The organism is Flavobacterium sp. 38-13, from assembly GCF_001899155.1.
Taxonomy (GTDB): Bacteria; Bacteroidota; Bacteroidia; order Flavobacteriales; family Flavobacteriaceae; genus Flavobacterium; species Flavobacterium lindanitolerans.
The window spans coordinates 50,586-63,008 of record NZ_MKVG01000002.1 but is presented as its reverse complement, the minus strand read 5'-3'; the positions used below and the strand labels follow the sequence as shown (position 1 = coordinate 63,008).

Genomic DNA, 12,423 nt, shown 5'->3' with positions numbered 1-12,423 from the left:
TTGATAAGTTTTTATTTTCGTTGCTGTAAAGTTGGTAATTTTTGTAAATTATAGGGTAAAAATCGCCAAGTTGATAAAGATTAATCCATTACAGGGACTTATTTCTATAAACTTATTTGCGGCTCTGCGCCTTTGCGAGCAATTATTTTCACGCAAAGACGCAGAGCCGCAAAGTTCATAAACAGTATTTAGTGTTAATCCATATCCGGAACTTTTGGCTGTTCCGTTTTTTGTTTTTCAGTCTTTTGCGTATCGGCTTTCTTTCTTCGGTCCTGTGTCCATTGGATAAAATCAGGCGAAAGGTCCGAATCCGGCATATGGTCTGTTGAAGTATTTTCTTTTTCTTCTTTGGTTTTGATATTGAAAATCTTATACCATAATTCTTTCAGAGTATCAAAATCGACTTCATAGGAAACCCCAAGTCCTTGGGTATAGCCAATTCCTTCTCCTATATAGTTAATATCATTTTCGCGGTTAAATACTCTTAAATTTAGAGTTCCGTCATCATTTACCCTGTATTTCACTTCTACATTACCCACAATTACAGATTGGTTTACACCACCCACAGGCACACCCACTTTTCCGTCAATAGAAATCCTTTCGTTAATTTGTGTGGTTATGGCAATCCCGAACTGGCTGCTGGTTTCTGCTGTTGGCGTACGGTCTGCCATCTGATAATCCAAAGCAACGGTAAATTTACCGTCTTCATCCTGGAACAAATCGTTAAACAAACCGCTGGCTCTTTCAAACAAGCTTCCGTATACTGCCGTTCCTGCGTTTTCCGAACTCAGGAAGTTTCCGGTACCCAAAAGCGAAAGTGCCTGGTTGACACGGGTATCCTTATCATCCAATTTTACCTGCAATTCCGATTTCAATACAGAACTTACCGTAGGGAAATTAATCGTAAAGTCAGGGTCAGGATTCATCAGGTTTCCGGTCAATCCGATTACTACTTCAACCGGAACTTTTCGGTTAAAGGAGGCATTATCCTGCAAAACAGCCGGATTAGCCTGGGTTTTGTAAATGGCATCAATATTCAGACGGGCACGTAACGGGTCACCATCCCATGAAATAGAGCTTCCTTTTTTTACCTGGAATTTCTTATCGATAATTCCTCCGTATTTGAAATTGTATTCTCCTTCTCTAACCTGGAAGTCACCCCACATATTAAATTTACCCAGAGTACTGATTTCAAGTCGCATCGTACCGTCACCATTCCCTTTCAGGGCATGTCCGGTATTTCTATCAATAATAATTTCTATTTCTGCTTCGGGTGTGATTTTTAAATCAAACTGCAATTCCAGTCCTGAATTGTTTATAACCTTTTCAACTATACCTTTTTCCAGATTGTATTTTTCTTTCGGGCTCAGGAATGTGATAAAAGTATTGTTCCCTACTCCTGCTGCCGAATTTATAGGAATCTTAATACTGGTTCCTTGTTTGGATTCCGCATCCACCGTAATCAACAATCCATTGGTAGGTCCTTTTATAGAAGCCCGTCCGGCAATAAAAGCAGTACCAAAATACATGGCATCATCAGAATCTTTGGTGTCCAATGCCAATAATCGGTCAGATTGTATGTTAAGGTCGAGTACCCACTTTTTGAAATTTTGATGCTTGATGCTTCCAGTCAGATATCCTTTTGTTTTGTATTTGGTATCGGTCATCCTTGCATCATTAAAGCGGAATTGGTTCTCCGTTAAATCAACAATGGAACGTTCGTCAAATTCATAATCGACATTCAGATAAGGTACTTTAAGTCCAACTTCATCCAGGAAAAGCCTTCCGTTGATTTGCGGGTCTTTTAGTGTCCCGACAAAATTGGCATTACCCGTAGCAAATCCGCGAATCCTCGAAATGACATTACCGCCCAACGGACTTAACGCACCAAGATTGAATTTGTTGAATTTGAAGTCCAGATCAAAAAGAGTCTGCTTGTTCAATATGCCTATATCTCCCGTGATTATGAAGTTCTCAACATTATCATTTTCCAATACGGAGTTTACGCTAAACCTGTTCAGGTTTTCATTTCCTTGAATCTGAACCGAAAGATTACCCAAAGCAATCTCGTTCACGTTCAGACTATCGACTGTAATCGTTGAAGCCGGTTGATAGATTGCCTTATTCTGTTTAAAATCAATTTCACCGTTTAGTTTTCCTTCAATACGCAGGCTATCCATTTCGGGCAATAATTTGCCAAGGCTTACTTCCTTGAAGCTTAACTTCAAATCCTTGTAAGTACTATCGCGAATAATGCCTCCCAACTCAATCTTTTGGTTGTTATGTGTCATCAAAATATTTTCGATAGAGAAATTTTTAAACTTCTTATCAAAAACAATTTTGTTGTCGTTGGCATCATTTTCATTCAGGAACCACATATAGTCCTTGATATTGACTTCAGACTTCTTAATACCGACAACGTTGTTATTCTTTTCGTCAATCGTGTGGTAAACGTTCAGGTTGTAAAAGTCTTTACTTTCATTTCCGCCTTTAAATTCGGTTCTGAAAAAGAGCGTGTCTTCAAGCTTAACGTTAATCGTACTGAAATTTGAAATTTTATAACGCTTGGTCTTAATGCTGTCCATTTCGATATAGGCGTTGTACAGCGGGTTCTGGTTGTCTATTTCCAAAGAAACCTTATCAAAATAATTTCCGTAAGCCTTAATCTCAGGCGAATCGAAATTCATCTTAAACTGATTCGAGTCGGAAGTCATTTTTCCTGAAACCACAGTATTTGTCCCAATAGATACTTCCGGCAGGAAAACTTCAATCAGTTTATTGTAAACGGAAAGATTAAAATCCAAAAATTGTCCGGGTTTTACCTTATTGGGTTTGTAATTGGTATACAGGCTACCTATTGCATTTTCAATAATTTTAGGCACCTGTCTGAATTCATATTTCCCTACAATCTGTCCTCTAATAATATCAGGGGAATTAATTGCAATTGTACGAACCCTGTTTTCGTCAAAACGGGACTGGATTGTAAAATCATCGAAGAAATAGATGTCTTTTTGGTTTTGGTAAGAAGTCTGTGAAATAAAAATGTCACCGTACATATTATCGATACTGTTTCCGGTAATCTGCATAGTTACGTCACCCTTAAAAAGTGAAATGGAATCTCTTTTTACAAGATTGAGTTTGTTTAAATCCGCATAATCAATCAGGGCATGGAAATCATAACGGTTTTCCGATTTGCTCAAATCAAGCAATCCTTTGAAATCCATTTTCAGGTTTTCATCATTTACGACAACCTTTCCCTGAAACAACGGATTTTTAAACGTGCCGTCAACTTCTATATTTTTATAATCGTATTTTTTAAAATTCAGGCTATAAATTTTCCCGCTCACTTTTGTATCCAAAAATTTTCGCGTGAATCCTTTTCCGGCTACTTGCAAATCCAATGTTACAGGGCCAAAATCTTTCTGTCGCAAAAATCTTCCTATATTGAATTTTTCAAAGTTTATATTTCCTTTGTAAGAAGCATTGTCAATATTATCAATATCATACAACTGTAAATCTGCCGCAAGCTCTCCAATAGAAGTTGTCAGGTAAATGTCTGCTTTTACATCAGAATGGGTGATTTGTGCATTACCCGTAATATCAAAATCTCCAAGATATTCTAATGAAGAAGGAAGTTTTTCTCCTAATATTCTTGGCAATATCGATTTCAGGTTGGCATAATCCGATGACAGCTTTTTAAAATCTCCACGAATAAGAAATGCATCTTTATCCGGATTAAAAAGGTTTTTGAAATTAATATCTCCAATAATCTGGGAATGGTTGTCTACAATCAGCTTTAAATTGCGGGTAAAGAAATCATTCATCGTCCCGGCCAGGATGGTCGAAAAATTAAATTTCTTGTTTTTCCCGAATTCACCGTAGAAATGATTCAGGTCGTTTGTGGAAATTGAGGCAGAATCCACATCTACATCAAAGTGAACTTTGTTGACAAAATCAGCAAGCCCGCCTTCTTTGTAGGTCAATACCACATTTCCTTTCAGGTTGGATTCTTTCGTCAGAAGCGTCAGTTCTTTTAAAAGAATACTTTCTTTTGAATAGCTGAATTTTCCTGTCAGGTCTTTAACATAGAGGCCTCTGTGGTCTTGAAAGGCCAACTTCCGTATTTCCGTGGTAATATCACTTCCGTAAATCTTAAATTTACGTACACTGGCATCCATTTTAGTAAAATCGACGCTGGTTTTGGTAATCGCATTTTCGTTTGTAATCTTGAAATGGCTCTTAGACAGATAGATATTATCAGCATTTAGCTGGAACGGCTTATGCGATTTTTTACCGGTATCAAACAGTCCGACAAAAACATTGATATTGGACTCCTCTTCTCCTTTGTAGTTTTTAAGATTAAAAAACAGCCTGTCTGCATAGATGTCTCCAAAAATCAAATCTCCTGATTTCAGTTTTTTAAAACTTAAAATATTGGTCTTAATCGAATTGGCATAAATCAGGGTATCTTTGTGATGGTCCCTAATGAGTACCGTTTTCAGTTTTACACCACCAAAAATGGAGATGGCAACCTGGTCAACATTAATGTCTGTTCCATAATCTTCGTTTAAGGTTTCGGTAACGTAATGTGCTATTTTGGTTTGAACAAAAGGCAGTGAAAGAGCAATGCCGAGTAACAGCAAAAGTAGAATTATACCCAGTAAGGTACGAAATACTATTTTTTTAAATTTTTTGATACTCTTAATTGTTTTATTTTTGTCAAATATAATTCAAAATCCGTGCCCTTTTATGGGAAATAACTCTCTTTTTATATTAGCTATCGAAAGTTCCTGCGACGATACCGCAGCTGCCATTCTTCAAGACAACAAAGTCCTGTCCAATGTTGTTGCAAATCAGAGCATTCACGGCGAGTATGGCGGTGTAGTTCCCGAGCTTGCTTCGAGAGCCCACCAGCAAAATATCGTTCCCGTTATTGAAATGGCGATTCGCAAAGCAAATATCGATAAAAAACAGTTAAATGCAATAGCTTTTACACAAGGTCCGGGTCTTATGGGGTCGCTATTGGTAGGCAGTTCTTTTGCCAAATCCTTATCGCTTGCCTTAAAGGTTCCGCTGATTGCCGTTAACCATATGCATGCCCATATTCTGGCGCATTTTATAGAAGAAGAAGGTTACGACAAGCCGGAATTTCCTTTTCTGGCATTGACAATCAGCGGCGGACATACGCAAATCGTCAAGGTTAACGATTTCTTTGATATGGAAATTATTGGAGAAACGACAGATGACGCTGTTGGTGAAGCTTTTGACAAGAGCGCCAAAATTCTGGGACTTCCCTATCCTGGCGGACCTTTGGTTGACAAATATGCCAAATTGGGGAACCCGAAAGCTTTTTCATTTACCAAACCAAAAGTTCCGGGACTTGATTTCAGCTTTAGCGGCCTAAAAACAGCCATATTGTATTTTATACAGAAAAATGTCGCCCAAAATCCAAATTTCATTGAAGAAAACCTGAATGATATCTGTGCTTCCATACAGCACACTATTATTGAAATTTTGATGGACAAATTAAAACTGGCAGCCCAACAAACCGGTATCAATCAGATTGCCATTGGTGGTGGTGTTTCTGCCAATTCGGGGATTCGCCAGACATTGAAAGAAGCAGAAACAAAATACGGCTGGAAAACCTTTATTCCCAAATTCGAATATACCACAGATAATGCCGCCATGATTGGAATTGTCGGATATCATAAATATCTTGCTTCAAAATTTGAAGATAATTCAGTCGTTTCCAAAGCGCGTATTCCGTTTTAATTATGCAATTATTCTATAATCCAACAATCACAACAGCAACAGAAACCTTCTTTTTCGACAAAGAAGAAAGCAAACACATCGTTAAAGTATTACGTAAAAAGGAAGGCGATAATCTATATGTAACTAACGGATTAGGTTATTTATTTAAAACCGAAATTGCATTAGCTTCAGATTCAAAATGTTTGGTAAAAATTATTGGCTCTGAAAAAGGTGAAGCAACCGGATATAAGCTTCATCTGGCTGTTGCGCCTACCAAAATGAACGACCGTTTTGAATGGTTTCTGGAAAAAGCAACCGAAATAGGAATTGGTGAAATTACACCTATCATCTGTGACCATTCTGAAAGAAAAGTAGTCAAGACAGACCGTTTTGACAAGATTATATTATCTGCTATGAAACAGTCGCTGCATTATTATCTCCCAAAATTGAATGAACCTGTTTCGTTTAAGGATTTTATAAAACAGCAACAAAACGAAGGGCTAAAGCTCATCGCCCACTGTGAGGAAACCCAGAAAAAATCATTAAAAGAAACCGTATTACCCAATCAGGACGTTACGATACTTATTGGTCCAGAAGGTGATTTTTCTGAAAAAGAAATCAAATTGGCGGTCGAAAACAATTACATTCCCGTAACTTTAGGCAATACGCGATTGAGAACTGAAACTGCTGCTGTTGTTGCTTGTCATAGTGTAGTTTTTATAAACGAAAAATAAATCCGGTTGAGATTATGAAGAAAATATATTTTGCATTTCTGTTGTGTTTTTCCCTTGTAGCCCAATCGCAGGAAATTGCCTTATTAAAATACAATGGCGGTGGTGACTGGTATGGAAATCCGACTTCTTTGCCCAACCTGATTAAATTTTGCAATCAAAATATAAATACCCGAATCACTCCAAAACCGGCAACGGTTGAACCGGGAAGTCCTGACCTGCTCTCCTATCCTTTTGTGCACATGACCGGACACGGGAATGTGGTATTCAGTGATTCCGAAATAAACAATCTACGAAACTATCTTACTTCCGGAGGATTTCTCCATGTAGATGACAACTATGGAATGGATGAATATATCCGCAGAGAACTGAAAAGAATTTTTCCAAACAACGCTCTTGTGGAAATCCCGGCAAACCATCCCATATTCCAAAAACCTTTTTCATTTCCTGCCGGAATCCCGAAAATCCACGAACACGACAACAAAAGGCCACAGGCATTTGGAATTTTTATAGACAACAGGCTGGCACTTTTGTATACTTATGAAACCGATTTGGGTGATGGATGGGAAGACCCGGAAGTGCACAACGACCCAAAAGAAGTTCGTGAAAAAGCACTAAAAATGGGCGCCAATATTATCTATTATATTTTCAATAATTAGAAACGGGATTTTATTTTTAGAAGAACTCCGATTTTTTTAACTAAATTTAGATTCTAAAAAGAAAAATATGGTGACCTCAAAAACTATTGCTAACGGAATATTGCGTGCTTTGGCAGTAATAACCGGAATTTTGCTCTTGCTGTTTCTTTTATATAAAATCCAGTCCGTTATTCTTTTCCTATTCATTGCTTTGATTGTCAGCATGATTGGAAATCCGATTGTCAAATTCCTGGAAAAAAGATTAAAGTTCAACCATATTGTAGCAGTTATAGTAACACTGGTATTCTTTATATTGCTCATGGCGGGCTTTATCATGATGTTTGTTCCGTTAATCGTTTCGCAGGGCGAAAATCTTTCTTTATTAGATACAGCACGACTTGAAGCCGATTTGGTAGATTTGACCGAAAGACTGAAGAGTTATTTTTCAGACCATAATATCGACATCGAAAGTATGGTCAAAAAATCAGACCTGACCTCGAAACTGAATCTGAATTTTATTCCTAATTTCATAAATTCTTTGGTTTCAATACTCGGAAATGTTGGTGTCGCTATAGGTTCCGTCATTTTTATTACTTTTTTCTTTTTGAAAGACCAGAAACTCTTTATCGTCAATGCCAAGAAGATACTTCCAAACGAACACGAAGACAAAATCCTGAATTCTTTCAGAAAAATAAACCACTTGTTAAGCCGTTATTTTATTGGCCTTATCGGGCAGGTAACCATTTTATTTATTTGCTACCTAATCGTATTGCTGATTTTTGGTGTAGAAAATGCATTTATCATCGCTTTTATCACAGCAATTCTAAATATCATACCTTACATCGGACCGCTTATTGCCACTGTCCTGGTTGCCATATTGACAATGCTGGGCCACATGGACCCTGAATCACAGGGCGAAATGCTATCGACAACCATATATGTATTGATTGGCTACACCGTTGCCCAAATTATTGATAACAACATCACCACTCCGTTAATATTCTCCAACAGCGTCAATTCACATCCTTTGGAAATTTTTGTGGTAATTCTGGCGAGCGGATTTATTTTTGGAGTACTGGGAATGATTGTGGCAGTACCACTTTATACCATTGTAAAAGTAGTTGCCAAAGAATTTTTTCCTCAAAATCCTATCGTAAAAATTTTAACCCGAAACATTTGATTTCTGACATTCTAAAACCCGAAATCCAGAATTTTATAGAAGCCAACATCAGGAAAGATATTTCAAAACTGGCTTTCCAGAAAAATCCGTTTCCTGAAATCGACTTTGCCGTACTGTTAAACCAGATAGCTGCAAAAGGCAAGTCAGAACAGAAACTTCCTACCTGGTTCGCGGCAAAAAATATTGTTTATCCTCCAAAATTATCAATAGAACAGACTTCATCAGAAGAAACAGCTTCTTACAAAGCAGCGATTGTTTCCGAAAAAAGCCTGATTGACCTGACCGGCGGCTTTGGTGTTGACAGTTATTATTTTTCAAAAAAAATGGAATCGGTTGTTCATTGTGAAATGAATGCGGAATTATCTGATATTGCAAGTCATAATTTTAAAATACTGCACGCCTCAAATATCGAATGCATTACAGGCGACAGTTCGGAAATACTGCAGAAGCTGAATCGGAAATTTGACTGGATGTATGTTGACCCATCAAGACGAAGTGATGTAAAAGGAAAGGTTTTCCTTTTAAAAGATTGCCTGCCCAATGTTCCGGAATTACAGAAATTCTATTTTGAATATTCAGACAATCTGCTGATAAAAACAGCTCCCATTCTGGATATTGCTGCAGGATTATCAGAACTTACCAATGTAAAGGCCATCCATATTATAGCCATTGAAAACGAAGTCAAAGAATTGCTTTGGGAAATTTCAAAAGATTATACCGGCAGTATAACAATTATTACCTTAAACAAAACCAAAGAAAAGACTGAAAAACTGGATTTTGTACTGGGTGAAAGTGAAAATGCTTTTTACGGATTGCCTAAAAAATATCTTTATGAACCTAATAGTTCAATAATGAAATCCGGCTTTTTTGAGTCGGTGAGCACCAAATTTAAACTGGACAAGCTTCATCCGCATTCGCATCTTTATACTGGTAATGAATTGGTTGATTTTCCCGGAAGAACCTTTCAGATTGATGAAGTAATAAAATACGGCAAAACTGAAATGAAGGAACTGCTACAAAATAAAAAAGCCAATATTACTATCCGGAATTTTCCGGAAACCGTTGAGAACCTTCGAAAAAAATGGAAAATAAATGACGGAGGAAACCTGTATTGTTTTTTTACGACCAATATGAATAATGACAAAATAGTATTACTTTGCACCAAAATAAAAACAGAAGAATGAAACGATTGCTTATACTTACTTTTTTAATGCTTCAAATTGGCGTTTATGCCCAGAAATCATGCGAATACAGTTCCAATTTTACAGATTCCATAGGCAGCTATAAAGAAACGGTACAAAAAATCGTATATGAGAAAAACTTTGCCGGAACTTCGAGTTATATCTTTTTCTCTCTGATTAATGCCAATGGTACTCCACTGTTGAATTTCCAAAATATTCAAAAAAGTAAAGATTTCATCAAGGCATTTTGTTTCGATAAAAATTCACGGGTTTACCTGCAATTGGCAAATGGCAAAATAATTACCATGCTGATTTCTGATGAGGGAAGCTGCGGATCAATGATTCGCGATGAAGCTCAAAGTTCCAATATTAGAATTTCTACGGGTGCCTTTTTATTTATGAAAAATACGATGGAAGAGTTGGAAAAATCTCCAATTACGTTAATCCGTATAAAATACGCTTCAGAAACGGTTGACTATATTATGAAAAAGGAACTTACTTCCGAATTAAACGGAGAGAAATCCTATCCTGAAAATTTCTTTATCGACCATCTTAAATGCCTGAACTAGATTAGTTCTTGCAGTCCCATGTAAAATTAGATACAGGTAAAGTCGAAGCGCTCATCAGGTTGTAATGCCACCATTCCGAAGCAAAAGAACGGAATCCGTTTTTCAGCATTATTTCTTTTAAAATCTTTCGATTGGTTGCAGCTTCTGCCGAAATGTTTTTATAGTCATGTGCCGCTTCCGGTCCGAAATGGTCAAATCCTGTTCCCATATCCAATTCATTACCGCTGTAATCTGTTAGCGTTATGTCTACAGCCCCTCCTCTGTTATGAATGGAACCTTTAGCCGGGTCGGCCACATAAGTGGGATTTGGCGTTATTGCCCACATCTTCTTTTGTACATCCAGAGGTCTGTAGCAATCATATACTTTAATCTTATACCCAAGTTTTAAAAACGCCTGATTCGCTTTGATTAAAGCTTTAACGGTTTTAAACCGGAGATAGCATTCCGCGCAATCGTATACTTTTGTTTTCAGGAAATTGTCTTCTGTTGCATATTTCATATCATAAAAGAAATCTTTACCATAATCCCTTAAATTCACAAAAGCAGTATCGCTGATGTTTGCTTTGGCCGCTTCCAGAATCGCAGCATTTTCGTCAATATATTCACGATTGCTTGACAACAGAGCATCACTATAAACCACCTCTTGTGGATTTTTGCAAGACGAAAGAACAATTAGGCACACTATTAGCTGTAGAAATCTCATAATGATTTGAAATGTTTAATTTGTACTACAAATCTATTCATTTGTATTAATTAATTTACTAATTTTAATTCAAATTAAAAAACACAAAGTATGAAAAAATTAATTGTTTTAGGTATTGCTTTGTTATTTTCAGGCTACATGAGCGCCCAGGAAACAACGGCGAAGAAGAAAGCAAAAGCAGAAGTAGCCCAGGCAAAAGCAGACAGTAAGAAAGCTGTTGAAAAAGCGGATGCAAAAGCAAAAAAAGCAGAAGAATCTGCCAAGAAAGATGTAGCTAAGGCCAAAGAAAAGGCAGTAGAATCGAAAACAGAAGCAAAAGCTGATGTAGCCAAGAAAAAAGCAGATGCTAAAGTAGAAACGGCAAAAGCCAAAGAAAAAGCTGCGGTAACAAAAACGGAAGCAAAAGCGGATGTTGCCAAGGCAAAGGCAGATGCAAAAGTCGAAGTCAAAAAATATAATGCAGATGTAAAAGATAAGGCATCTGGCGAATATTACAACGGCAAGAAGGTTTACACAGGACCTAAAGGCGGTAAATACTACATCAACAAAAACGGAAATAAAACATATATCGACCAAAAATAATTTTGGTCAGCCCTCACAAAAAATCCCGATTAGTTTATAATCGGGATTTTTTATTGGATTATCCTTTTGTTATCTTATCGTAGAGTTTTTCTATTTCTGCGTTATCGGGTTCTTTTTTTATAATGGCGGTGGCTTCCTTTTGGGATTTCATCCATCTATAGAGCCAGGAAACACCCCATTTTTTATAATAATTATCTTTCTGTTGGTAAACACTGTCCTGTAAGGCTTCATCAAGACTCACAAAAGTATAGCCTTTTGTTTTTAGCAGTTTTACGATTTTGGGTAGGTAATCAGCATTCAGCAAGTTGTCGTGGCATAAATAAATATGACGAACCGGTCTTTTGTATTGCTGCGTTCCCAGCATTTCAAAAAACTCAAAAAATTCTATGGTCTTTTTCACATACTTCTCCCCTGTACTTTTGGCATTCGCAATATCATTTTTGGCGAGGTAATATTCATAAACCGTACTATAGGCCCAATCTTCACTCTCAACCGTATAAGGCGTAATGCGATATCCTTTTTGTGTCAGGTAATTTTCAATTTCTTTATGCTGCAATGTGTCTTTTCCCAAATCATTAAACGGAAATCTGAAATGTTTTAATGGCTTACTATATTTTTTTGCCAGTTCTTTAGTAATAGCTTCTCCTTTATCAATATCATTGGCAAAAACCGTTAGTCCTGCATCAGAATAGTGTAAATGGCTAAAACTATGGTTGCCCAGCGTAATGTAGCTTCGCTTAACCCAATTCTCCAACAAGCGGAAATTCATTGACACAGAATCTGTTTCATAAATTTTTCCTTCATTGATAAAAATAGCAATCGGTAATTGTAACGAATCCAGTTTTTTCAATAATAAAGACTGGAATCCATCCTTTTGGAATCTTTTTGTATTGGGAATATCATCTATCGTAATAGCAACCTGCTTCTGCGCATACAGCTGCACAGAAAAAAATACGGAAAAAAACAGTACTGTTGTCCTGATATTGAATTTCATATTTTTTGTTTGTTTTCAAATATAAAAAACCTTAATAATTATTTATCTCATCAAGGTATAATATTCCTAAAAAATCCACGGATTTCGCCTTTGA

Annotated in this window: 10 protein-coding genes; 7 read left to right on the top strand and 3 right to left on the bottom strand. The window is 36.9% G+C overall.

The window, feature by feature from the left end; translation table 11 throughout:
• Window positions 1-194: 194 nt before the first annotated feature.
• The gene (locus BGO88_RS00290; RefSeq protein WP_286705549.1) at window positions 195-4,643 is read right to left on the bottom strand and encodes a translocation/assembly module TamB domain-containing protein; all 4,449 of its coding nucleotides are present in this window, start codon (window positions 4,641-4,643) and stop codon (window positions 195-197) included.
• Between the two features lie 106 nt (window positions 4,644-4,749).
• On the opposite strand from BGO88_RS00290, the gene tsaD reads away from it, so the two are divergent.
• The 6 genes from tsaD (at window position 4,750) to BGO88_RS00260 (ending at window position 10,050) form a co-directional block, all read left to right on the top strand.
• Window positions 4,750-5,772 carry a tRNA (adenosine(37)-N6)-threonylcarbamoyltransferase complex transferase subunit TsaD gene (tsaD, locus tag BGO88_RS00285; RefSeq protein ID WP_101472643.1) on the top strand — a complete coding sequence of 341 codons (1,023 nt, stop codon included), beginning with the start codon at window positions 4,750-4,752 and terminating at the stop codon, window positions 5,770-5,772.
• A gap of 2 nt (window positions 5,773-5,774) precedes the next feature.
• Window positions 5,775-6,485 carry a 16S rRNA (uracil(1498)-N(3))-methyltransferase gene (locus tag BGO88_RS00280; protein ID WP_101472644.1) on the top strand — a complete coding sequence of 237 codons (711 nt, stop codon included), beginning with the start codon at window positions 5,775-5,777 and terminating at the stop codon, window positions 6,483-6,485.
• A gap of 14 nt (window positions 6,486-6,499) precedes the next feature.
• The gene (locus BGO88_RS00275) at window positions 6,500-7,141 is read left to right on the top strand and encodes a DUF4159 domain-containing protein (RefSeq protein WP_056073350.1); all 642 of its coding nucleotides are present in this window, start codon (window positions 6,500-6,502) and stop codon (window positions 7,139-7,141) included.
• A gap of 67 nt (window positions 7,142-7,208) precedes the next feature.
• Window positions 7,209-8,300: an AI-2E family transporter gene (locus tag BGO88_RS00270; RefSeq protein ID WP_056073347.1), complete on the top strand. Its 1,092-nt coding sequence runs from the start codon at window positions 7,209-7,211 to the stop codon at window positions 8,298-8,300.
• Entirely contained in the window at window positions 8,297-9,484 is a 1,188-nt protein-coding gene (locus BGO88_RS00265; RefSeq protein WP_286705548.1) for a THUMP-like domain-containing protein, read from the top strand. Before BGO88_RS00270 ends, BGO88_RS00265 begins: the two co-directional genes overlap by 4 nt.
• Window positions 9,481-10,050, top strand: coding sequence for a hypothetical protein (locus BGO88_RS00260; RefSeq protein ID WP_286705547.1), 570 nt, complete (start codon window positions 9,481-9,483; stop codon window positions 10,048-10,050). The genes BGO88_RS00265 and BGO88_RS00260 overlap by 4 nt, the downstream gene beginning before the upstream one ends.
• Before the next feature lies 1 nt (window position 10,051).
• On the opposite strand, the gene ddpX is transcribed toward BGO88_RS00260, so the two are convergent.
• The gene (ddpX, locus tag BGO88_RS00255) at window positions 10,052-10,753 is read right to left on the bottom strand and encodes a D-alanyl-D-alanine dipeptidase (RefSeq protein WP_101472646.1); all 702 of its coding nucleotides are present in this window, start codon (window positions 10,751-10,753) and stop codon (window positions 10,052-10,054) included.
• Between the two features lie 90 nt (window positions 10,754-10,843).
• Between ddpX and BGO88_RS00250 the strand changes: the two genes are divergently transcribed.
• Window positions 10,844-11,335 (top strand): hypothetical protein, encoded by a 492-nt coding sequence (locus tag BGO88_RS00250; RefSeq protein WP_101472647.1) that lies wholly within the window; start codon window positions 10,844-10,846, stop codon window positions 11,333-11,335.
• Between the two features lie 58 nt (window positions 11,336-11,393).
• On the opposite strand, the gene BGO88_RS00245 is transcribed toward BGO88_RS00250, so the two are convergent.
• Window positions 11,394-12,329 carry a polysaccharide deacetylase family protein gene (locus BGO88_RS00245; RefSeq protein WP_286705546.1) on the bottom strand — a complete coding sequence of 312 codons (936 nt, stop codon included), beginning with the start codon at window positions 12,327-12,329 and terminating at the stop codon, window positions 11,394-11,396.
• Window positions 12,330-12,423: the final 94 nt, after the last annotated feature.

What these genes read in the sequence shown, in the direction of transcription:
- tsaD (WP_101472643.1), top strand. Translation starts at nt 4,750, where the DNA reads ATGGGAAATAACTCTCTTTTTATATTAGCTATCGAAAGTTCCTGCGAC.
- BGO88_RS00280 (WP_101472644.1), top strand. Translation starts at nt 5,775, where the DNA reads ATGCAATTATTCTATAATCCAACAATCACAACAGCAACAGAAACCTTC.
- BGO88_RS00275 (WP_056073350.1), top strand. Translation starts at nt 6,500, where the DNA reads ATGAAGAAAATATATTTTGCATTTCTGTTGTGTTTTTCCCTTGTAGCC.
- BGO88_RS00270 (WP_056073347.1), top strand. Translation starts at nt 7,209, where the DNA reads ATGGTGACCTCAAAAACTATTGCTAACGGAATATTGCGTGCTTTGGCA.
- BGO88_RS00260 (WP_286705547.1), top strand. Translation starts at nt 9,481, where the DNA reads ATGAAACGATTGCTTATACTTACTTTTTTAATGCTTCAAATTGGCGTT.
- ddpX (WP_101472646.1), bottom strand. Translation starts at nt 10,753, where the DNA reads ATGAGATTTCTACAGCTAATAGTGTGCCTAATTGTTCTTTCGTCTTGC.
- BGO88_RS00250 (WP_101472647.1), top strand. Translation starts at nt 10,844, where the DNA reads ATGAAAAAATTAATTGTTTTAGGTATTGCTTTGTTATTTTCAGGCTAC.
- BGO88_RS00245 (WP_286705546.1), bottom strand. Translation starts at nt 12,329, where the DNA reads ATGAAATTCAATATCAGGACAACAGTACTGTTTTTTTCCGTATTTTTT.